We start from the raw sequence: 22,092 nt of genomic DNA, 5'->3' as shown, positions 1-22,092 counted from the left end.
CGGTCGCGGGCCTACGTCAGCGCCAGGGTTCGGATACCGAGCGCAGGGTGGCCGCGGTCGCCACGGCCGCCGTCACCGCCTCGTGCCCCTTGTCCTCGTTGGAGCCCTCGATGCCGGCCCGGTCCAGTGCCTGCTCCTCGGTGTCGACGGTCAGCACACCGAAGCCGATGGGGACGCCGGTCTCGACGGAGACCTGGGTGAGGCCCTGGGTGACGCCCTGGCACACGTACTCGAAGTGCGGGGTGCCGCCGCGGATGACGACGCCGAGCGCGACGATCGCGTCGTAGCCGCGGCCCGCGAGGACCTTCGCGACGACCGGCAGCTCGAAGCTGCCGGGGACCCGCAGGAGGGTCGGCTCGTCGATGCCCAGCTCGTGCAGGGCGCGCAGCGCGCCGTCGACGAGTCCGTCCATGACCTTCTCGTGCCACTGTGCCGCGATGACGGCGACCCGCAGGTCACCGCAGTTGCGTACGGACAGTTCGGGTGCGCCCTTGCCGCTCACGTCTGTGTCTCCTCGTGCCGTGCTGTGCTGTTACTGACTACTGACTACTGATTGCTGACTGCTGACTGCTGGTTACTGATTACCGGTCAAGGGTCACTGGTTGCCGCAGGCGGACACGGTGGTCGTGTCCAGCCAGGGCAGGTCGTGCCCCATCCGGTCCCGCTTGGTGCGCAGGTACCGGAGGTTGTGCTCGCCCGCGGTCACGGGCATCGGCTCGCGGTCGGTGACCTTGAGGCCGTGGCGGACGAGCGCGGCCGTCTTGTCGGGGTTGTTGGTCATCAGCCGCAGGCTGCGCACCCCGAGGTCCTCCAGGATCTGCGCGCCGGCCGCGTAGTCGCGGGCGTCGGCGGGCAGGCCCAGTTCCAGGTTGGCGTCCAGGGTGTCCCGGCCGCGCTCCTGGAGCTCGTACGCGCGCAGCTTGGACAGCAGCCCGATGCCGCGCCCCTCGTGGCCGCGGAGGTAGACGACGACGCCGCGGCCCTCGGCCTGGATGCGCTGCAGGGAGGCTTCGAGCTGAGGGCCGCAGTCGCAGCGCAGGGAGTGGAAGACGTCCCCGGTGAGGCATTCGGAGTGGATGCGCACGACGACGTCCTCGCCGTCGCCGATCTCGCCGTGGACCAGCGCCACGTGCTCGACGCCGTCGACGGTGGAGCGGTAGCCGTAGGCCGTGAACTCGCCGAAGGCGGTGGGCAGATGGGTCCTGGCCTCACGGCGGACCGTGGGCTCGGCGGTGCGGCGGTAGGCGATCAGGTCCTCGATGGAGATGATCGTCAGGCCGTGCTTGCGGGCGAACGGGATCAGCTCGGGCAGGCGCAGCATCCGCCCGTCCTCGCCTGCGATCTCGACGATGGCACCTGCGGGGCGCAGGCCCGCGAGGCGCGCGAGGTCGACGGCGGCCTCGGTGTGGCCGTTGCGCACCAGCACCCCGCCGGGCTTGGCGCGCAGCGGGAAGATGTGGCCGGGGCGTACGAAGTCGCTCGCCCCCGCCTGTCCTCCGGCGAGCAGGCGCAGCGTGGTGGCGCGGTCGGCGGCGGAGATGCCGGTGGTCACGCCGGAGGCGGGGCCCGCGTCGACGGAGACCGTGAAGGCCGTGCGCATCGACTCGGTGTTGTTCTCGACCATCTGCGGGAGCTGGAGGCGGTCGAGCTCGTCGCCCTCCATGGGCGCGCAGATCAGACCGCGGCACTCGCTCATCATGAAGGCGATGATCTCGGGGGTCGCCATCTCGGCGGCGATGACGAGGTCGCCCTCGTTCTCGCGGTCCTCGTCGTCGACGACCACGACCGGGCGGCCCGCGGCGATGTCCGCGACGGCCTTCTCGACCGGGTCGAGGGCGAAGTCCGAGGCGTCCTCGTCGTGACCCGTGCTGTACCAAACCGGCGTTGTCGTCATGCCGGGGCTCCTTCCAGGACGGGCTGCCCGGCCTTGCGGGAGCGCAGCCACCAGTCGCGCATGCCCCACAGGACGAGCGCGCCGTAGATGATGTAGACGAATCCGGAGAACGCGAAGCCGTTGGCGAAGTTGAGCGGCACGCCCACCAGGTCGACGAGCAGCCAGGCGAACCAGAACTCGACCATGCCGCGCGCCTGGGCGTACATCGCGACGACCGTGCCGACGAATATGTACGCGTCGGGCCAGGGGTCCCAGGAGAGCGACGGGTACGCGGTGAACAGGCTCGCGACGGCGACGGTGCCCACGGCGGCGCCGCCGAGCAGGTACGCGCGTTCGCGCCAGGTGGCGAACCGGACGGCGATGGAGCCGTCCTGGGCGCCGCCCTTACCGCGGTTCCACTGCCACCAGCCCCACAGGGCGACGGCCATGACGACCAGTTGCTTGCCCGCGCTGCCCGAGAGGTGGGCGGTGGCGAAGGCCGCGAGGAGGATGGCGCCTGAGAGGAACTGGACGGGCCAGGTCCAGATCGAGCGGCGCCAGCCGAGGGCGAGGCCGATCAGACCGATCACGTTGCCGATCATGTCGGCCCATTTGATGTGCTGGCCGAAGAGCGTGAACGCCTCGGAGTTGAGCCAGTTCACCGTGTCGCTCCCTCGGTGCCGGGCAGGGCCACAGGTCGCTGTCCCTGCGGGCCGAGCAGCCGCTCGACGTACTTGGCGATCACGTCGACCTCGAGATTGACCGGGTCGCCGGGCTGCTTGCGGCCCAGGGTGGTCAGGTCGAGGGTGGTGGGGATGAGGCTGACGGTGAAGAAGTCGGGGCCGGCCTCGACGACGGTCAGGCTGATGCCGTCGACGGTGATGGAGCCCTTCTCGACGACATAGCGCGAGAGGTCCGCGGGCAGCGAGATCTTCACGATCTCCCAGTGCTCGGACGGCTTGCGCTCGACGACCTCGCCCGTGCCGTCCACGTGGCCCTGCACGATGTGCCCGCCGAGCCGCTCGCCCACGGCCATGGGCCGTTCGAGGTTGACGCGGGAGCCGACGGTGAGGGCGCCGAGGCTGGAGCGGTCCAGGGTCTCCGCCATGACGTCGGCGGTGAACTCGCCGTCCTCGTGGTCGACGACCGTCAGACAGACGCCGTTGACGGCAATGGAGTCCCCGTGACGTGCACCTTCGGTGACCACAGGGCCACGGAGTCGGAAACGTGAGGCGTCGCCGAGGTTCTCGACGGCGGTGACTTCACCCAGCTCTTCGACGATTCCGGTGAACACTTCCCGGGTCCTCCTGCCTCATAGGGCACGGACTCCGGGGCCTGTCGATGACGACAGAGGTGGAACGAGCGGGAACACCGGGGGCGACGCCGCGTAGGACGACGTGCCCGTGGGACACGTCGAAACAGACGGCGGCGCGCACGAATGCCCGCCCGCCGCGCACTGCCTCCCATCCGGACTTTAACCGTCGGTCCAGGAATTTCACCTGGTCAACCGGCCGCTGGAAGCGACCGGGTCGCGGACTGTAACCGCCGGTTCGGACTTTCACCGACCCCGGAGTGCGCTGCTTCTGGTACAGACTCAGTGTGCCACGCCTGATCGTCGCCCAAGCGGGTGAATTCTGTGGGGTGGCTCACAAGGTGTACCGATGGACTTCACGGGACACTCGTGACGGCGTCAGCCTCTGATCGACTTCAGGGTGATCAAGGCGTCTCGCTGGTGGTCCATACCTATTGACGCTTTGGTCTAGTCCTATCTAGGGTCTGCGTTCACCGGCGCCTCTCCGGGTCCGCGTTCGCCGACCCTCCCAGATCGACCCGGCGGCGGTGACGGAGGCCCTTGCCCCGCCGCCGGGTCTCCTTACCCCGGCACCGGGTCTCTTCACCCCGGCACGGTCCGGGCCGTACGGGCCTTCGGGTCACCGCTCCGGCGGCGCGAACAACTCGTCCTGGGCCCCGTCCCGGGCCATCAGCAGGGCGCCGCGCAGCACGGCGCCGCCGCCCAGGGTGCCGGCCCGCACCTCAGTGGGCAGCGGTGTCATCCGCGCGAGCCGTTCCCGCACCCGGGCCGCGAGTACCTCACCCCCGGCCCGCCCGATCTCCCCGGACAGCACGACACACCCCGGGTCGAGCACGGCGATGACGGAAGCGGCACCGAGGGCGACACGATCGGCGAGCGCGTCAAGAAACTCGGAGGCGGCGCCCCCGAAGGGGCGCGGGGAACTGCGCGGCCCACCCCCACCACCCGCGGCCACATCCGCAACGCCTGCGGTTTCCGGGGTCGGCGCGGGGCCGGAGGCCGTGGCCGGCGCACCCTCCACGACCCGCGACACGGCCTCCCGCACCAACGCCGCCGCATGCGGCTCATGCTCCACGGCGGAGGCCACCACCCCGTACGGGCGCGCCAGTTCGGCGATCGCCGCCGCGCCCGCGAGCGAGTGGAAGCCGCCCTCGCAGCCCGTCGCGGACGGCATACCGCCCGTACCCGGCACCGGCAGGAAGCCGATCTCACCGGTCCCGCCGGAGGCACCCCGGCGCAGCACCCCGTCCAGGACCACCGCGGCGCCGATCCCGTGGCCGAGCCAGAGCAGCACGAAGGTGTCGCGGTCCCGCGCGACCCCGTCCCGCTGCTCGGCCAGCGCCGCGAGGTTGGTCTCGTTCTCGACGACGACGCGGGCCTGGAAACGCTCCTGGAGCGCCGCGGCGAGACGGCGGTGCCACTCGGGCAGACCGGTGGAGTCGCGCAGTTCACCCGTGGCGGGGTCGATCAGACCGGGTGCCCCGACGCCGACGGTGTGCAGCCGTTCGACACCCGCTTCCTTCGCCGTGCGTTCGACCAGCGCGACCGCCCGCTCGACCGCGGGCGCGGTGTCCGTCTCGTCCGCGATCGGCACCGACGCCTCGGCCAGTACCGCGCCCAGCAGGTCCGCGACGACCACGCTCACGCCCTCGGTGCGTACGTCGAGGGCCGCCAGGTGCGCCCGGTCGGCGACGATCCCGTACAGCCGGGCGTTCGGGCCGCGCCGCTGTTCGCCGGACTCCCCGACGACGCCGATCAGCCCGGCCTCGGCGAGGCGTTCCACGAGGTCGGCGACCGAGGGGCGGGAGAGTCCGGTGAGTTTCTTCAACTGCCCGGCCGTCAGAGGACCTTCCCGCTGCAGCAGCCGCAGGGCGAGCCGGTCGTTGATGGCCCGGGCGGTACTCGGTGATGCGGGCATGCCGGGATCCTTCCAGATCAGGGCGGACGTCTGCGGCGGGCGCAAAAACAATCTATCTATCAGGCAGGGTGCCTGATAGTTTACGGCGGCAGAGCGGAGAGACGACGGACGACTGCTGGGGTCGACAGACAGGGGCCGGGAGAATGAGCGAAGTGGTCTACGACCGGCGCGAGGTGAAGCGCTCCCGGTACGCGGTGGCGGCGGTGTTCGCCGTGCACGGCGCCGTCACCGGCTCGTTCGCGACACGCGTTCCATGGATCCAGGACCACGCGTCGGTGAGCGCGGGCCAACTCGGCCTCGCGCTCGCCTTCCCCGCGATCGGCGCCTCCCTGGCGATGCCGCTCGCGGGCAGCGTCAGCCACCGCTTCGGCGCCCGCACGGCCCTGCGCGGACTCATGGCGCTGTGGACGCTCTCCCTCGTCCTGCCGGCGCTCGCCCCGAACCTGCTCACGCTGTGCCTGGCCCTCTTCGTGTACGGGGCGACGGCCGGCATGGCCGACGTGGCGATGAACGCCCTGGGCGTCGAGGTCGAGAACCGCCTGGACAAGTCGATCATGTCCGGGCTGCACGGCATGTGGAGCGCGGGCGCCCTGGTCGGCTCGGCGGGCGGCACACTCGCCGCGCATCTGGGCACGGACGCCCGGCTGCACCACGCGTTCGCCGCGCTGACGCTCACCGTGCTCGGCACCATCGCCTGCCAGGGCGTACTGGACCTGCGCGCCACCGAGGACGAGGAAGCGCCCCCGCGGTTCGCGCTGCCGCCCAGGTCGGCGCTGCTCATCGGCGCGATCGGCTTCTGCGCGGTCTTCGCGGAGGGGGCGAGCCTGGACTGGTCGGCGGTCTATCTACGGGACGTCCTCGGCAGTTCCGCGGGGCTCGCCGCCGCGTGCACGACGGGCTTCACCCTCACCATGGCGGTCGCGCGGCTCGCCGGGGACGCGGTGGTGGACCGGTTCGGCCCGGTGCGCACCGTACGGGTCAGCGGGCTCCTCGCCACCGCAGGCGCCCTGCTCGTCGTACTGGCGCAGAACGCGGCCCTCGCCATGGCCGGCTTCGCGCTGCTGGGCCTCGGCATAGCCGTGGTCGTACCGCTCTGCTTCGCCGCGGCGGGCCGCAGCGGCCCCAACCCGGCCCAGGCCATCGCGGGCGTCGCCACCATCACGTACACCTCGGGTCTGATCGCGCCGTCCGCCATCGGGACCGTCGCGGACGCGACGAGCCTGGTGACGTCCTTCGTCCTGGTGACCGTGCTGGCCTTCGGGCTCGCCGCGTTCGCGGGTGTCCTGCGGACCAGCGGCCGTACGACGAGTGCCCAGGTCCCCGGCGCGCGCGGCGAGGTGGCGGACGTGAAGGTTCCGGATTCACGGCCCTGAACCGGCCGCTCCCCCGGCTCCCCCCTACCATGGCGCTGATCTTCACGTACGGAAATCTCGGATACGCATCTGAGGTGCAGAGAAAGCGGATACCACCATGGACCTCGGCGTGCGCTGGAAACTGCACGGTGACGGGCGCACGCCCGCGCCCGGAGCGGTCGTCCGCCCCGACGAACGGCTCTCGTGGCCCCGGACGGCCGGCCTCGGCGCCCAGCACGTGGTGGCGATGTTCGGGGCATCCTTCGTAGCGCCCGTCCTGATGGGCCTCGACCCCAATCTCGCGATCATGATGTCGGGCGTCGCGACGGTGATCTTCCTGCTCGCGACGCGCGGCCGGGTGCCCAGCTATCTGGGCTGTTCGCTCTCCTTCGTGGGCGTCGCCGCGGTGATCCGGGCCCAGGGCGGCTCCAGCGCGACCGTGACGGGCGCCGTGTTCGTCGTGGGCGTCGCGCTGTTCCTGGTCGGCCTCGCGGTGCGGCGGTTCGGGGCGCGGATCATCCATGCCGCGATGCCGCCGATCGTCACGGGCGCGGTCGTCATGCTGATCGGCTTCAACCTCGCCCCGGTCACCGCCGCCACGTACTGGCCGCAGGACCAGTGGACGGCGCTGCTCGTGATGCTGTTCACCGGTCTGGCGGTGGTCTGCCTGCGCGGTTTCTGGTCGCGGATCGCGATCTTCCTCGGCCTGGTCTTCGGCTACGGCATCTCGTGGCTCTTCGACCTGGTCTTCGGCCGGATCCACTCGGCCGACGCGAGCGGCAAGCTCACCGACCACTGGCGGCTCGACCTCTCCGGCGTCGGCTCGGCGGACTGGATCGGGCTGCCGGCCTTCCACGGCCCGTCCTTCGAGTGGTCGGCGATCCTGGTGGCCCTGCCCGTCGTCATCGCACTCGTCGCCGAGAACGCGGGCCATGTGAAAGCCGTCGGCGAGATGACCGGTGACTCGCTGGACGACAAGCTGGGCACCGCGATCTCCGCGGACGGGGTCGGCTCGATGCTCTCCACCGCCGTGGGCGGCCCGCCCAACACCACGTACTCCGAGAACATCGGCGTCATGGCGGCAACCCGCGTCTACTCCACGGCCGCCTACTGGGCCGCCGCCGGCTTCGCGCTGCTCTTCGGCCTGTGCCCGAAGTTCGGCGCGGTCGTGGCCGCGATCCCCGGCGGTGTGCTCGGCGGGATCACCGTCATCCTGTACGGGATGATCGGCCTGCTCGGCGCGCAGATCTGGCTCAACGCCGGGGTGGACCTGCGCAATCCGCTGAACCTGGTACCGGCCGCGGCGGGCATCATCATCGGCGTCGGCAACGTCACGATGAAGTTCACCGACACGTTCTCGCTGAGCGGGATCGCGCTCGGCACCCTCGTCGTCATCACCGGCTACCACGCGCTGCGGGCGATGGCTCCCGCGCACCTCAAGTCGCAGGAACCGCTGCTGGACGAGGGCACGTCCTCCTACAGCTCCGGGCGCGAGGCGGGTGCCGAGGGCGGCTCCGAATCTGACTCCGGCTCCGGCTCCGGCTCCGGTTCCGGCGCGGCGGGCGGTCAGCGCGCCAAGTCGTAGGCGTAGTCCGGTGTGAAGGTCCCCGGCTCGCCCCGGCAGCCGTCGGACTCGCCCGGCAGCTTCACCCACAGATAGGCGTCGACCCCGGCCTCCCCGGTCCTCAGGGTCGGCGCCTGTCCCAGCTTGCGGCCCGCGGGGTCGCACCACTCGCCGTCGGCCGGGGCGCCGTTGCCGTTGCGGCTGGTGTCGATGACGGCGCCCAGGCTCCCGGGGCCGCCGAGCGCGTCGAGGGTGCGGCGGACGTATGCGACCTCCTCGTCGGTGCGGTTGAAGTTGGAGACGTTGCTGAAGATCCCGTCCGAGGAGGCGGCAGAGGCGGCACCGGCCCGGCGCAGCAGCCCGGCCTGCTTCCCTGGCGAGTTCCAGTCCGAGTGGCCCGCGTCGAAGTACACCCGGGCCTTCGGATTCGCCGCCTTCAGGACCCGGCCCGCCCGCGCCAACGCGTTGAAGCGGGCCGTCCGTTCGCCTTCGGAGAGACAGTCCGACTGGGCGATCGCGTCGGGCTCCAGGATCACCACGACCTCACGCGTGCCGAGGCCCGCCGCGAACTTCTCGATCCACCCGTCGTACGCGCCGAGGTCGGGCGCGCCGCCCTGCGAGGCCCCGCCGCAGTCGCGGTCCGGTATCGCGTACGGGACGACGACGGGCACGCCGCCCTTCGCGGCCCCGGCCGAGGTGACCGCCCTCACCCGGGAGGTGATGTTCGACGGCGTGTAGTCCGCGAACCAGACCGCGGCGGGACGGTCGGCTATCCGGGACTCGATGACCGGGCGGCGCGGGTCGTCGGGGTTGGCCCGGACCCAGTCCAGGACCTGGGAGTCGGAATGGCGGTACAGCCGCACGGAGGCCGGCTCGGTCCTCGGCCTCGTGGCCGCGGACGTGGACGGCCGCGGGCTGGGCCCCGCCTTCCAAGCGGACACGGACGGCGAGGGCGACGGGGAGCTTGAGGTCGCCGAGAACGAGGGGGTGGGCACGGCGGGCAGCGGCTGCAGGAACGGTGAGCCGGACACGTCGGGGCGCGCCTCGTCGCTGCCCCTGCCGTCGTCCAGCGCGGACATCATCCCCGTCACGGTGCCGGCCGCGACGACGGCGGAGGCCAGCGCCACCATGGCGCCCCGCCGGGCGGCGCGTCGGCGCTCCGCCCGGCGGGCGGCCAAGCGCTCGGCACGTCGGACTGACACGTGGTGCTCCCCCTCCTCCGGGCCCCGCGTAATCCCCCGTTCTGGGGAAGCGACCGGCCCGGCGGCCCTCGGCACAGCGTAGGCCTGGGACGCTGCCCCCATGGTGCGGTTGGAACGCTTCACGCAAGACACGGTCCTCGTCCACGGCCTCGACGCGGTGGTGCGCCGTATGCGTGCGCTCGACGCGCTCTGGCCGGAGCGTGACGGGGTCGCGGTCTTCAACCGTGTCTACCTCGCCGTCACCGAGGAGGTCGCCAGGCGCGTGGACGCGGGGCACTTCAGCGACGCGCGGGCCGCGATCACGCTGGACGTGCGGTTCGCGGAGCGGTACCTCGGGGCGGTGGCCGCGGTCGCTGAGGACCGCCGTCCGCCCGCCTGCTGGCAGCCGCTGTTCCAGTTCCGGGGGCATCCGGGGGTACGTCCGCTGCAGTTCGCGCTCGCCGGTATCAATGCGCACATCGGGCACGATCTGGCGCTCGCGGTGGTGGACGCCTGCCGTACGCTCGGCTGCGCGCCGCGTGAGCTGGAGGACGAGTTCGACCGGGTGGGTGAGGTGCTCGTCGCGCTGGAGGAGCGGATCCGCGAGGATCTGATGCCGGGGCCGGATCTCCTGCAGATCGCCGATCCGCTGACGCATCTGCTGGGGGCGTGGAGTCTGGAACGGGCCCGGGACGCGGCGTGGTCCGCGGCACGAGCCGTCTGGGCGCTGCGGGGACTCCCCGACGTGGCCGGCGAGTTCACTCAGCAACTCGACGCGGGAGTAGGCCTGGTGGGCCGCTGCCTACTCACCCCCCTACGCCCCGCACCGTACGTCGCACGGCGTGACCACTGAGCTGCGTGCGGGCCGACGAGGGCTGATCGCGCCGTTCCCCGCGCCCTGCTCTTAGGGGCGCGGGGAACGGCGCAAAGCAGGGGCGCAGCCCCGTGCCTCAGGGGCGCGGGGAACGGCGCGGCCGACCCCCACCGGGCCGCGGCCGGGAGCGGACCGGCACTCGTCCTCAGTCCTCCGGGAGTTCCACCGGGGCTATCTCGTCGTAGACGTCGCCGGGGCCGGGATTGCCCGGATCGGTCCCGCCACCGAGGTGGTGCATCACGCCCCACACGGCGTTGAGCGCGGTCTGCACAGCCCCCTCCGCCCACCCCGCCGTCCAGGAGATGTCGTCCCCCGCGAGAAAGATCCCCCGCTTGTCCTCGGGCAGCCGGTCCTGCATGAAGTGCGTGAACAGCCGCCGCTGGTACCGGTAGTGACCCGGCAGGTTGGCCTTGAACGCGCCCATGAAGTAGGGCTCGTTCTCCCAGGAGACGGTGACGGGGTTGCCGATGATGTGGCCGCGGATGTCGACCTTCGGGTAGATCTCGCCGAGCGACTTCAGCATCACCTCCATCCGCTCGTTCGCGGACAGCGGCAACCACTTCAGGCTGTCGTCGCACCAGGTGTACGAGAGGCAGATGACGGCCGGCTTGTCCGGGCCGTTGTCGAGCAGGTAGGTGCCGCGCGTCATCCGGTCCGTGAGCGTCATCGACATGACGTCCCGCCCGGTCTCCTCGTCCTTGTCGAGCCAGAACGGCCGGTCGACCGGCACGAACAGCTTGGAGCTCTCCATGTAGTGCGTGCGCTCGATCGCCGTCCAGTGGTCGATCGGGAACAGCGCGTCGTCACAGGCGACCTTGGAGAGCAGCATCCAGGACTGCGCGGTGAAGATCGCCGCCCGGTACGTACGGATGTCACCGGAGGCGTCGGTCACGGTGATCCGGTTGCCCGCCGTGCGGTTGAGGCGGGTCACGGCCGGCCGGGGCTCACCGTCGTGCAGCGAGGCCAGCGAGGTCCCGTACGGCCAGTGCACGATCTTCTCGGGCTCGCGCTCCCACAGGCGCAGCGGGAGCTGCTGACTGCCGCCGACGATGCCGCGGTGGTGGTCGTCGGCCTCGGTGTAGACGACGCGCAGGATCTCCAGGATGGAGTTCGGGAAGTCGGTGTCCCAGCCGCCCGTGCCGAAGCCGACCTGCCCGAAGATCTCACGGTGCCGGAAGGACCTGAACGCCGTGGAGTCGCAGAGGAATCCGTAGAAGGTCTGGTTGTCGAGCTTCTCGACGAGCTTCGCCCAGATCTCCCGGATGCGGGGCACGTCGCGCTCGCGCATCGCCTGGTTCATGTCGGAGAAGTCGGCGCCCTCCTCCAGGCAGGCGTTCCAGGCGGTCGCCACGTCCCGGTAGACCTGCGGAAGGTCGGCGAGCGTCCTGGCGTAGTGCGACTCGCCCTTGAGGTCGACGACGGTCGAGGGCGTGGTCTCGGAGAGCGGGTTGGGGAACGGTTCGGTCCGCAGCCCCACCAGGTCGATGTAGTGCTGGAGCGCCGTGGAGGACGGCGGGAAGCGCATCGCGCCCATCTCGGCGGTGAGGGAGGGGTCGCACCCCTCGAACCCGACCGTCCGCAGCCGCCCGCCGATCTTGTCCGCCTCGTACACGACGGGCTTGAGCCCCATCTTCATCAGCTCGTACGCCGCCACGACGCCGGAGAGGCCGCCACCGATGACCGCCACCTCGGTCCCGAGTTCGGTCGCCGGTATCTGGCCGAGGCCCGCGGGGTGCGCGAGGAAGTCGTCGTACGCGTACGGGAAGTCCGGGCCGAACATGGTGATCGGCGGCTGCGCGTCGGTGTGCGGGACGGCGGGGGGCACCGTGGACGTCATGGGGTACGGACTCCTTGCGCGAAGGCTCGCGAATGCTGGGGTGGGGCTGGTGGTTCTCGTGGGGCGGAGGTGTCAGACGAGGGACCCGTAGAGGCCGGGGCGGCGGTCCTTCAGGTACGGGTTGGCCTCGCGGGAGGCGGCGAGGAACGCGCGGTCCACGTCACCGAGGACGAGTTCCTCGGTGCGGCCCGCACGGGCCCGGGCGCCGCCGTCGGGTCCTGCCAGGGTGGAGAGCCCGACGAACTCGAACTCCCCTTCCGTGCCGACCCGGTTGACGTACGCGACGTACAGCTGGTTCTCGAAGGCCCGCACGGGCACGACGGACTCGGCGACGAACTGGAACGGGTGCATCTGGGCCGTGGGCACCACGAGCAGATCGGTGCCGGCGAGGGCGTGCGCGCGGACGTTCTCCGGGAACTCCACGTCGTAGCAGATCATCAGCCCCACACGGAGACCGTCCAGCTCTGCCTGGACGACCGGCTCGTCGCCGGGGGTGAACCACTCCTGCTCGAAGCAGCCGAAGAGGTGGGTCTTGCGGTAGTTGGCGAGGCGCGTGCCGTCGGGGGCGATGAGCTGCGCGGAGTTGAAGACCAGGTCGGACGCGCGCTCCGGGTAGCCGTAGACGACGGCCACGCCGTGCCGGCCGGCGATCTCGGCGATCTCGTCCGCGGAGTCCCCGTCGGCGGGCTCGGCGAGCCGGTGCACGTCGGCGCCGATCGCGTAGCCGGTGAGGAACAGCTCGGGGGCGATCAGCAGCCCGGCGCCCGCTGCGGCGGCGCGGCCCGCGGCCTCGTCGAGGACCTTGAGGTTCCCGACGACGGATCCGGGGCGGCCGGAGCTCTGGAGCAGGGCGGTGCGCATGCGTGTTCCTCACCGGACGGAAGGGGTCTTGGGGGCCGGACTGGCGGCCAGATCGACGGTACGGGCGGGGGGTTCGGCGGGACAAGGAGGAGCCGTTGCGCGCTGGTGCGCCAATCGTTGCGTCGTGCGGCACTCCGGCGGTGATTCGTTGCGCGCCCTGGGCCTGAAACCTCTCATCCTGCGGGTTGACGTCGCGGATGCTCGTCAGCCGGGCGGCTGACGCGGAGTGACGTCCACGGCGGGATGTGGGGCGTACCGGGCGCCGGGACAGTGAGAGCCGTCCGCACCACCCGCCGGAAGGAGCATCATGAACCGCCGAAGGATTACGACGAGCCGCCGTACGCACACCCCCGCGAACCGCCGCACGGGGACACCCGGAAAGCACGGCAGGAGGACCGCCGTGCTGGGCACGGCCCTGCTCCTCACCGCCGGCCTCACCGGATCGGCCACGGCGTTCGGCACGAAGGACAGCCCGGCGGCCGGTACCGCCCGGAGCGCGCGCGAGGCCGCCGCGCTCACCGGCAGCGCGAAGCTGTACCGGTCCGCCGGAGACGACATCTCGTTCTCCTTCGACGCGCATCTGGCGGCGAAGGACAACGACGATCCGCTGAAGGCGACAGGCACCTTCGCGTGGAGCCACTACGCCGAAGGCCACGGCGCCTGGGCGAAGGCGGAGGTGGACTGTCTGCTCACCGGTGGCAAGGTGGCGGTCGTCTCCGGTGTGATCACCGACTCCGATCTGCCCGGCGCGAAGGGTAAGCGGGTCGGCATCACCGTCCACGACACCGGGCGGCACGACCGGCTCGGCTACAGCTGGGCCTCCGTGGGCAACCCCGTCGAGACCGTGGGGCTGCCCAAGTGCGTCAGTTCCGCACCCTTCGAGAAGGTGAAGAAGGGCACGGGCGACTTCACGGTCGTGCCGTGGCGTCCGAAGTTCTAGCCGCGCTCCTCCCGGCCGTACCCCTCCTCCCGGCGGCGACGGTCAGCGCCACGAGGAGGTAGGGCACCGCCGACAGCGCGAAGGCGGTGGCGTGCGAGGTCGCCGACCCGACCACCGCGTAGGCGCCGAACACGGCGACGGTGGCCAGGTCGGTGCCCACGCCGGCGACGGAGGTCAGGGTGGCCCGGCCGGTTCCCGCGATGCTCTCCTGAAGCCGGGCGTCGGCCAGGACGCTCGCCAGCTGGAACCCGCAGAAGGCGAGGGCGACCAGGCCGATCCCGGCCGGGGTCCGCGCCCCCGCGCCCGCGGCGAGCGCCAGCGCGGAACCCGCCAGGATCCCGGCGAACCCACCCCTGCCCAGCCGTTGCGCCGGACCGGCCAGCAGGCCGCCGACCGTCGCTCCCGCCCAGATCAGCAACAGCCAGTGCGACACGGCGTTCTCGGCGACCCCCGTGTCCCGGACGAGCAGGGGCGTGTACTCGTCGAGCGCGCCCCACACCGCGGTGACGGCCGGTACGAGCAGCAGGGCGGCGCGTACGGACCGGTCCCCGCGGGCCTCGGCGAGCCCGGCCCGCAGCGGCCGGATCCATCCCTCGCCGGACGTGGCCCCGGAGTCCGCCGCCCGGTGCTCGGGGAACCGGGTCGCGACGACGGCCGTCAGCAGACAGGCCAGCACACTGGCGACGCCGACCACCGGATAGCCGCCGAACGCGAAGACCGGCCCGGCCAGGCCCATCGCCGCCATCACGCCCACGAGCCCCGCCGCACGGGCCCGGCCCATGACACGTCCGTAGCGGCCGGCCGCACCGAGCCGGTCGAGCTCCTCGTACACCAGCGCCTCCAGGGCCCCGGAACCGAGCGCCCCCTTGATACCCCAGAGCACAAAACCGAGGGCGAACGCCCAGTACGAGGGCACGAGCACCCAGAGCGTGAATCCGGCGGCGGTGAGCAGCGGCCCGACCCACAGGAGCAGCCGCCGTGAGACGGCGTCGGCCCAGGCGCCGGACGGTATCTCCAGCAGGACGCCGGTGACGGACCAGAGGGCGAAGAGCGAGGAGATCTGCCAGACCGTGAGCCCGCTGTCCGCGAACAGCAGCGCGTACACGGGATAGAGAAGGACGAAGTCGTCGAGGAACGCATAGCCGTACAACGTGGCCGTCAGCCGCCGCGCAGGTGAGATTGTCATGGGGCCTTCCCGAGAAAACCGCGGAGAGTTCGGACGCCGAAACACGGCATCCGAGGCGGCCCTCGGGAGACACGACTACAAAATCAATGTCGCCAACTCATAACCCCCACCCTAGCGAGGAACACACGCAACGGCGCGACCTTTTGCCCTCCCACGGGCGCGGGCAACGACGCACCCTTCAGCCCCCAGGGGCGCGGGGAACGGCGCAATCTTTTGCTTTTAGGGGGCGCGGGGAACTGCGCAACCAGCCCCACCCACGGAGCACCCCTACCGAGGCGCCCCAGAGGAAAACCTCCGCAACAACGGCGAAAGCACCAGCACGGACTTCGTCCGCTCCACAAACGGCTCCCCGGCGATCCGCTCAAGCACCCGCTCGAAGTGCCGCATATCAGAGGCGAAAACCTGCACCACCGCATCCGCCTCCCCCGTGACGGTGGAAGCGGCCACCACCTCCTGATACCGCTCCAGCCCCCGCTGAATCGTCTCCGGCGAGGTGTTCCGCCGGCAGTAGATCTCGACGAACCCCTCGGTCGCCCACCCCAGCGCCGCGGGATCAACCCGCACGGTGAACCCGGTGATGGCCCCACTGGACCGCAACCGGTCCACCCGCCGCTTCACGGCGGGCGCGGACAGCCCCACCTCCTGCCCGATGTCGGCGTAGGAGCGCCGGGCGTCCTCGGCAAGGGCATGGACGATACGTTCGTCGAGATCGTTCAGCACTACGGGTGGATCACTTCTCTTCGCTGTTCGCACCGGTCGCCACACTGGCCGCACCGGTCGCCACACTGGTGGCCCCGGTCGCGAGCCGCGACCGCCGGTAGCCGTAACTGAAGTAGAACACGAGCCCGACAGCCATCCAGACCCCGAAGACCACCCAGGTCACGGTGTCGAGACTGCCCATCATCCACACGCAGAACCCGAACCCCAACGCGGGCGTGAGCGGCGACAGCGGCACCCGGAACGTCCGCGCCATCCCGGGCCGCGTACGCCGCAGCACCACCACGGCCACGTTCACCAGCGCGAAGGCGAAGAGCGTACCGATGCTGGTCGCGTCGGCGAGCTGCCCGAGCGGGATCGCGGCGGCGAGGACACCGCAGAACACGGACACGATGACCGTGTTGACGCGCGGGGTGCCGCTCTTCGGGTGAACGCGCGAGAAGACCTTGGGCACGAGTCCGTCGCGGGACATGGCGAAGAGGATGCGGGTCTGCCCGTAGAGCACGGTCAGGACGACACTCGCGATGGCGATGACCGCGCCGGCCGCGAGCAGCGTGCCCCAGATCGCGTCGCCGGTGACGTCCTTCATGATCCCGGCGAGCGCGGCCTCCGAGTCGGTGAACTCCTGCCAGGGCAGGGCACCGACGGCGACGGCCGCGACGAGCACGTACAGGGCGGTCACGATGATCAGGGAGAGCATGATCGCGCGGGGCAGGTCGCGCTGGGCGTTCCTGGCCTCCTCGCCCGCGGTGGAGGCGGCGTCGAAGCCGATGTAGGAGAAGAAGAGGGTCGCTCCGGCGGCGCTGACGCCCGCCATGCCGAGCGGCATGAAGTCCGCGTAGTTGCCGGAGCGGAAGCCCTGCACACCGATCAGGCAGAACAGCAGCAACGCGGCGATCTTGACGACGACCATGACGGTGTTGGCACGCGCGGACTCGCGGGCGCCGCCGAGCAGGAACGCCATCGCCAGCAGTACGACGATCAGCGCGGGCAGATTGAAGAGCCCGCCGTCCCCCGGCGGTGCGGAGAGCGCGTCCGGGATGGTGACGCCGATCGTCCCGTCGAGCAGCTCGTTCAGATACTCGCCCCAGCCGACGGCCACGGCCGCGACGGAGACGCCGTACTCCAGGACGAGACACCAGCCGCAGATCCAGGCGATCAGCTCGCCCATGGTCGCGTACGTGTACGAGTACGAGGATCCGGAGACCGGGATGGTGCCCGCCAGCTCGGCGTACGAGAGGGCCGAGAAGAGCGCGGTGAGTCCGGCTATCACGAAGGAGACGGTGACGGCCGGGCCCGCCTTCGGGACGGCCTCGCCGAGCACCACGAAGATGCCGGTGCCGAGCGTGGCGCCGATGCTGATCATCGTCAGCTGCCAGAGCCCGAGGGAGCGCCGCAGGCTGCCGCCCTCGCCCTGGCCGCCCTCGGCGACCAGGGCCTCCACGGGCTTGCGGCGCATCAGGCGCGCGCCGGTCCCGGCGGACGAGGGACGACTGCTGGACTGCGGTGGTGCGCCGTGGTCGTGCACGCGGCTGGCTCCTTCATCGCTGCCGGTCGAGGCGGCGAGACCCCACGACAGCCCGACGGAAGGACCCCCGTGCACGGGGTCCCCGCCACACTCCGTTCAGCGCACGACTCTATGAGCCGACGCTCCCCACCCGTAATGCAGCAACCTTGCGCACACCCGCAAGATCGTTGCGCACATCCCCACCGAACGACCATTCATTGCGCCCCCACCCGGGGCACCCTGAAGGGGCACGGGGAACGGCGCAGTCTTCCGCCTTCAGGGGCGCGGGGAACGGCGCAGTCTTTCGGCGGCGCAATCTTTTAGGGGCGCGGGGAACGGCGCAATCTTTCGCTGTTAGGGGCGCGGGGAACGGCGCAATCTTCTGCCTTCAAGGGCGCGGGGAACGGCGCAACCAGCCACAGTCAGCCGGCACACGAACAACACCCCCGGCGGAGCCATCAGCTCCAGCTGGCGTGCAACGGCTGCCCCTCCGCATACCCCGCAGCACTCTGCACCCCCACCACGGCCCGCTCCGCAAACTCCGCGAGAGAGTTAGCCCCGGCATACGTGCAGGACGACCGCACGCCCGCGATGATCGAGTCGACCAGGTCCTCGACCCCCGGCCGCGACGGATCGAGGAACATCCGGGACGTGGAGATGCCCTCCTCGAACAGCGCCTTCCGCGCCCGGTCGTACGCCGACTCCTCGGACGTACGGTTGCGCACCGCACGCGCGGACGCCATCCCGAACGACTCCTTGTACAGGCGCCCGTTGGCGTCCTGCTGGAGGTCGCCCGGCGACTCGTACGTACCGGCGAACCACGAGCCGACCATCACGTTCGACGCGCCCGCGGCCAGCGCCATGGCGACATCGCGCGGGTGCCGCACACCCCCGTCGGCCCACACGTGCTTGCCGTGCTTCTTCGCCTCCGCCGCGCACTCCAGGACAGCCGAGAACTGCGGGCGCCCCACGCCGGTCATCATGCGCGTGGTGCACATGGCGCCCGGTCCGACACCGACCTTGATGATGTCCGCGCCGGCCTCGATCAGATCGCGTACGCCCTCGGCGGCGACGATGTTGCCCGCGACGATCGGCACCTGGGGGTCGAGCCCGCGGACGGCCCGTACCGCGGAGAGCATCGACTCCTGGTGGCCGTGTGCGGTGTCCACGACGAGCGTGTCGACGCCCGCGGCGAGCAGCTGCTTGGCCTTGCCCGCGACATCGCCGTTGATTCCGACGGCGGCCGCGATGCGCAGACGGCCGTCCGCGTCGGTGGCCGGCGTGTAGAGCGTGGCGCGCAGGGCGCCCTTGCGGGTGAGGATGCCGGCGAGCCGGCCGTCCTTGTCCACGGCGGGGGCGTACCGGCGGTTGGCGTGGTCGAGCCGGTCGAACGCCTCGCCCGGCTCGATGTCCGCGTCGAGGAGCAGCAGGTCCCGGGACATGACCTCGGACAGCTGGGTGAAGCGGTCGACGCCGTTCAGGTCCGCGTCGGTGACGACACCGACGGGCCGGCCCTCGCCGTCGACCACGACACCGGCGTTGTGCGCGCGCTTGGGCAGCAGCGACAGCGCGTCGGCGACGGTCTGGTGCGGGGCGAGGATGATCGGGGTGTCCAGCACGAGGTGCCGGCTCTTGACCCAGGAGACGACCTCGGTGACGACCTCGATCGGGATGTCCTGCGGGATGACGACGAGCCCGCCGCGGCGGGCCACGGTCTCGGCCATCCGGCGGCCCGCGATCGCGGTCATGTTGGCGACCACCAGGGGAATCGTGGTGCCGGTGCCGTCCGGCGAAGCCAGGTCGACGCCCTGCCGCGAGCCGACCGCGGAACGGCTCGGCACCATGAAGACGTCGTCGTACGTCAGGTCGTACGCGGGCTGGATGTCGTTGAGGAAACGCACGTGCTGCACATCCCAGTCGATCGAGGTGGCCCCCGGACAGGACAGCCCGAGGGAGAGCACGTACTTCATTGTCCCATGTGGGGAGCCCCGCGCGCCCTGGGCCGATCATCCAGGCTGGTCAGAGGGCTCCTGGTGGGATCCTCCAAGGGCCAGCGCCACGGTGAGCGCCGGCGTGCGGTCGGCCGCCTGGGCGAAGACGTCCTCGGCGATCGCCCACTCGCCGGGACGCGTGCGCGCGTACGCCCGCCAGCCGGTGACGACGACCAGCAGTCCCCCTTCGCCGGTGGCCGCGGGCCACACGGACGGGTCGGTGAGGCTGTCGGCGAGCGCGTCCCAGTTCCGGCCGAACCACTCCGGCAGCTCCAGGGCACGTACGCAGCGCTCCATGAGGCCTGCCTTGTCCGTGACGCCGTCCAGGTCCAGCGTGACCACGTGGCGGCTCTGCGCGGGTATGCCGTGCGTCATCTCAGCACCGCCCTGAACGAGTTGTAGTGATCATCGGTGTAGTAGACCTCGCCGTCCCGCCCGGTGACAATGCGCCGGGCCCCGCGGTCCCGCTCCCCGGGCGTCCGTACCGTGTACTCGTGGTAGTGACCGCGTTCGTGGCGCGGCAGCTCACGCTCGAAGTTCCCGAAGACGCTGCCGTCCTTGGCGTACGGGAAGGGGCCGCCCGTGTCGATGAGGGCGAGCGTCCGGCGGGCCTCGGCGGGCAGCTCGGCCGCCCGGACGGTGTCCATCCCGGCGGCCCACGAGGGGGCCGGGGCCGCCGCGCTGTCCGTGCCCCTGGCCGTCTCCCCCGCCGTGTCCGTCGACGAGCAGCCGGCGAGCAGCGGGGGCAGCACGCACGCCAGCAGGCACACCAGCAGTCCGGCGAGGAGACGGGGGACCCGCCCGGAAAACAGACGGGGGACGGACCGGAGCAGCATGTCGTCGATGCTGTCACGGTCGTCCCCTCACGGCGCGCCGCACCGCGGTGCACCGAGATCCGTCAGAGACGGTCGGAGCCCGTCAGAGCCCGTCGGGGTCCGCCCGGTCCAGGGCCGGCCGCGGTGCCGGTCCCGTCGTCATCAGGGCGTCCGCGGCCGCCGTGTCCGTCACCAGGCTGGTGACGAGCCCGGACCGCAGCACCGCGTCGATGGCACCCGACTTGCGCTGCCCGCCGGCGATCGCGACGACCTCGGGGATCCGCCGCAGCCGGTCGGCCTCGACGGTGATGCACCGCTCCCCCAGGTCGCGCCCGACCCGGCGGCCCTCGACGTCGAAGAGGTGCGCGGACATCTCGGCCTCGACCCCGAGGGAGGCGTAGTGGGCGCGCTCCTCCTCGGTGAGCATGTCGTGCACCGTCGAGATCCCGGCCTCCCAGGATCCGATGGACACGCAGGCCACGGTGACCTTGTCGAAGTACTCGAAGGCCCGGGCGATGCCCGTCTGGCTGCGCAGGGCGGCCGCGGTGGCCACGTCCGGCAGGAGCATCGGCGCGTAGATGGGGTGGGCGTCGCCGCCGGAGACCTGGGCGGCCCGGCGGACGGCCTCGACCGAGCCGCGCTCGGCCGTCCCCGCGTCGTAGACACCCGTCAGCTGCACCACCGTGCACGGCGGCAGCCGGTCGAGCGCCGCCGCCATGTGGATGGTGGAGCGGCCCCAGGCGAGACCGAGCACATCGCCCTCCGCGACCAGCTCGCCGAGCAGGTCGGCGGCCACCTCGCCGAGGTTCTCCGGGTCGGGCGACTCCTCGGCCTCGGCCGGGGACTCCACGACCACGGCATGCCGCAGTCCGTAGCGGGCGCGCAGCGCGTCGGAGCGCTCCGCGTCCAGCTCCGCGGGGACACGGATCTCGATCCTCACGAGATCCCGTTCGAGGGCGGTCTCCAGGACCCGGGCCACCTTGAAGCGGCTGACGCCGAACTCCTCGGCGATCTGGATCTTGGACTTGCCCTCTAGGTAGAAGCGGCGGGCCATGGCCGCCGCCTGCACCAGCTCAGCGGGTCCCATCCGCATGGCTGACCGGCCCGCCGACATACCCGACACGGCGTTCTCCTCACTGCTGTTCACACTCTGGATTCGCCGTTCATCCTTGCAGATCCGGCGTACTTGATCAGCCCTGAGGGGCGGCGTTCACGTTCCCTTGGCTCAGTGGCCGCATGCCCATGCTGCCTGGGCCGTCGCCCCCTCCGCCTGCGTGCGCAATGCACGTACCGCCTGGGCGGGGTCGGCGGCGCCGTAGACGGCCGAGCCGGCGACGAAGACATCGGCTCCCGCCTCGGCGCAGCGCTCGATGGTGGAGGCGGAGACGCCGCCGTCGACCTGCAGCCACAGTTCGAGACCGTGCTTGTTGATCAACTCGCGGGTACGGCGAATCTTCGGAAGCATGATGTCGAGAAACGCCTGGCCCCCGAAGCCGGGCTCGACGGTCATGATCAGCAGCATGTCGAGCTCGGGCAGCAGGTCCTCGTACGGCTCGATGGGGGTCGCGGGCCGCAGCGCCATGGAGGCACGGGCGCCCTTGGCCCGGATCTCGCGGGCGAGCCGCACGGGTGCGGCGGCCGCCTCGACATGGAAGGTGACGGAACCGGCACCCGCCTCTACGTACTGGGGCGCCCACCGATCGGCGTCCTCGATCATCAGATGGCAGTCCAGCGGGGTGTCCGTCGCACGTGCCAGGGACTCTACGACCGGTACACCGAGCGTGAGGTTCGGGACGAAATGGTTGTCCATCACGTCGACATGCAGCCAGTCCGCCCCTTCCACTGCCTTTGCCTCCTCGGCAAGGCGGGCGAAGTCGGCGGAGAGGATGCTGGGGTTGATCTGCGCGGCCATGCCACAAGCCTGCCATGCCCGGAGCCGGTTGCCTCCCCGGTCCCGGCCCGGACCGGTCGGTATGTACCAACTCGTTCAGGCCGAGGGGCTGCACCGGCCGGACGGCCCATGCCATCCTTGTCGGCCCACCGGCTCCATAAGCGGCTACGGGGATGGCCATGACGGACGCACAGGGAACACGGGAACCTCAGGAATCTCAAGGGTCTAAGGGGTCTCAGGGATCTCAGGGATCTCAGGGATCTCGGGGGAAAC

The 22,092-nt window shown here is 71.2% G+C and carries 20 protein-coding genes and 1 riboswitch; of the genes, 4 read left to right on the top strand and 16 right to left on the bottom strand.

The window, feature by feature from the left end:
• Positions 1–16 precede the first annotated feature (16 nt).
• From ribH to IE278_RS16070, 5 genes are all read right to left on the bottom strand, one after another.
• Positions 17–502 carry a 6,7-dimethyl-8-ribityllumazine synthase gene (ribH, locus tag IE278_RS16090; RefSeq protein ID WP_189772856.1) on the bottom strand — a complete coding sequence of 162 codons (486 nt, stop codon included), beginning with the start codon at positions 500–502 and terminating at the stop codon, positions 17–19.
• Between the two features lie 93 nt (positions 503–595).
• A complete protein-coding gene (locus IE278_RS16085; protein ID WP_189772853.1) occupies positions 596–1,894 on the bottom strand; it encodes a bifunctional 3,4-dihydroxy-2-butanone-4-phosphate synthase/GTP cyclohydrolase II in 1,299 nt (432 codons plus the stop codon).
• On the bottom strand, positions 1,891–2,535 hold the full coding sequence (locus IE278_RS16080) for a nicotinamide mononucleotide transporter family protein (RefSeq protein ID WP_189772851.1): 645 nt from the start codon (positions 2,533–2,535) through the stop codon (positions 1,891–1,893). The genes IE278_RS16085 and IE278_RS16080 overlap by 4 nt, the downstream gene beginning before the upstream one ends.
• Positions 2,532–3,167, bottom strand: coding sequence for a riboflavin synthase (locus IE278_RS16075; protein ID WP_189772849.1), 636 nt, complete (start codon positions 3,165–3,167; stop codon positions 2,532–2,534). The genes IE278_RS16080 and IE278_RS16075 overlap by 4 nt, the downstream gene beginning before the upstream one ends.
• A 155-nt stretch (positions 3,168–3,322) precedes the next feature.
• Positions 3,323–3,453, bottom strand: a riboswitch (FMN riboswitch).
• A 351-nt stretch (positions 3,454–3,804) separates the two neighbouring features.
• A complete protein-coding gene (locus tag IE278_RS16070) occupies positions 3,805–5,103 on the bottom strand; it encodes an ROK family transcriptional regulator (RefSeq protein ID WP_189772847.1) in 1,299 nt (432 codons plus the stop codon).
• 143 nt (positions 5,104–5,246) lie between these two features.
• Between IE278_RS16070 and IE278_RS16065 the strand changes: the two genes are divergently transcribed.
• Positions 5,247–6,476, top strand: coding sequence for an MFS transporter (locus IE278_RS16065; protein ID WP_189772845.1), 1,230 nt, complete (start codon positions 5,247–5,249; stop codon positions 6,474–6,476).
• 97 nt (positions 6,477–6,573) lie between these two features.
• Entirely contained in the window at positions 6,574–8,040 is a 1,467-nt protein-coding gene (locus IE278_RS16060; RefSeq protein WP_189772844.1) for a uracil-xanthine permease family protein, read from the top strand.
• On the opposite strand, the gene IE278_RS16055 is transcribed toward IE278_RS16060, so the two are convergent.
• A complete protein-coding gene (locus IE278_RS16055) occupies positions 8,022–9,149 on the bottom strand; it encodes a glycoside hydrolase family 6 protein (RefSeq protein ID WP_189772983.1) in 1,128 nt (375 codons plus the stop codon). The two genes, IE278_RS16060 and IE278_RS16055, sit on opposite strands and share 19 nt — an antisense overlap.
• Positions 9,150–9,321: 172 nt before the next feature.
• Between IE278_RS16055 and IE278_RS16050 the strand changes: the two genes are divergently transcribed.
• Complete coding sequence (locus tag IE278_RS16050; RefSeq protein ID WP_189772842.1) at positions 9,322–10,053, top strand: DUF5995 family protein; 732 nt, start codon at positions 9,322–9,324, stop codon at positions 10,051–10,053.
• Positions 10,054–10,219: 166 nt separating this feature from the next.
• On the opposite strand, the gene IE278_RS16045 is transcribed toward IE278_RS16050, so the two are convergent.
• On the bottom strand, positions 10,220–11,911 hold the full coding sequence (locus IE278_RS16045) for a flavin monoamine oxidase family protein (RefSeq protein ID WP_189772840.1): 1,692 nt from the start codon (positions 11,909–11,911) through the stop codon (positions 10,220–10,222).
• Between the two features lie 72 nt (positions 11,912–11,983).
• Complete coding sequence (locus IE278_RS16040; RefSeq protein ID WP_189772838.1) at positions 11,984–12,772, bottom strand: carbon-nitrogen hydrolase family protein; 789 nt, start codon at positions 12,770–12,772, stop codon at positions 11,984–11,986.
• 307 nt (positions 12,773–13,079) lie between these two features.
• Between IE278_RS16040 and IE278_RS16035 the strand changes: the two genes are divergently transcribed.
• The gene (locus tag IE278_RS16035; RefSeq protein WP_246570339.1) at positions 13,080–13,712 is read left to right on the top strand and encodes a Repetin; all 633 of its coding nucleotides are present in this window, start codon (positions 13,080–13,082) and stop codon (positions 13,710–13,712) included.
• Here the strand turns inward: IE278_RS16035 and IE278_RS16030 are convergent.
• From IE278_RS16030 to rpe, 8 genes are all read right to left on the bottom strand, one after another.
• Positions 13,681–14,898: an MFS transporter gene (locus tag IE278_RS16030; RefSeq protein ID WP_189772836.1), complete on the bottom strand. Its 1,218-nt coding sequence runs from the start codon at positions 14,896–14,898 to the stop codon at positions 13,681–13,683. The genes IE278_RS16035 and IE278_RS16030 overlap by 32 nt on opposite strands.
• A 267-nt stretch (positions 14,899–15,165) precedes the next feature.
• On the bottom strand, positions 15,166–15,618 hold the full coding sequence (locus IE278_RS16025) for an Lrp/AsnC family transcriptional regulator (protein ID WP_189772834.1): 453 nt from the start codon (positions 15,616–15,618) through the stop codon (positions 15,166–15,168).
• A gap of 10 nt (positions 15,619–15,628) precedes the next feature.
• Complete coding sequence (locus IE278_RS16020) at positions 15,629–17,143, bottom strand: amino acid permease (RefSeq protein ID WP_189772832.1); 1,515 nt, start codon at positions 17,141–17,143, stop codon at positions 15,629–15,631.
• A 437-nt stretch (positions 17,144–17,580) separates the two neighbouring features.
• On the bottom strand, positions 17,581–19,023 hold the full coding sequence (locus IE278_RS16015) for a GuaB1 family IMP dehydrogenase-related protein (protein ID WP_246570345.1): 1,443 nt from the start codon (positions 19,021–19,023) through the stop codon (positions 17,581–17,583).
• A gap of 105 nt (positions 19,024–19,128) precedes the next feature.
• Positions 19,129–19,488: a barstar family protein gene (locus IE278_RS16010; RefSeq protein WP_189772830.1), complete on the bottom strand. Its 360-nt coding sequence runs from the start codon at positions 19,486–19,488 to the stop codon at positions 19,129–19,131.
• A complete protein-coding gene (locus IE278_RS16005; RefSeq protein WP_189772828.1) occupies positions 19,485–19,949 on the bottom strand; it encodes a guanyl-specific ribonuclease in 465 nt (154 codons plus the stop codon). The genes IE278_RS16010 and IE278_RS16005 overlap by 4 nt, the downstream gene beginning before the upstream one ends.
• Positions 19,950–20,031: 82 nt before the next feature.
• Positions 20,032–21,075 (bottom strand): sugar-binding transcriptional regulator, encoded by a 1,044-nt coding sequence (locus IE278_RS16000; RefSeq protein WP_189772826.1) that lies wholly within the window; start codon positions 21,073–21,075, stop codon positions 20,032–20,034.
• Between the two features lie 78 nt (positions 21,076–21,153).
• Complete coding sequence (gene rpe / locus IE278_RS15995; RefSeq protein ID WP_189772824.1) at positions 21,154–21,840, bottom strand: ribulose-phosphate 3-epimerase; 687 nt, start codon at positions 21,838–21,840, stop codon at positions 21,154–21,156.
• Positions 21,841–22,092: the final 252 nt, after the last annotated feature.

Source organism: Streptomyces tauricus, from assembly GCF_014650955.1.
GTDB classification, from domain to species: domain Bacteria; phylum Actinomycetota; class Actinomycetes; order Streptomycetales; family Streptomycetaceae; genus Streptomyces; species Streptomyces tauricus.
Note: the sequence above shows the minus strand (reverse complement) of the source record. Positions and strands in the feature narration are given on the sequence as shown.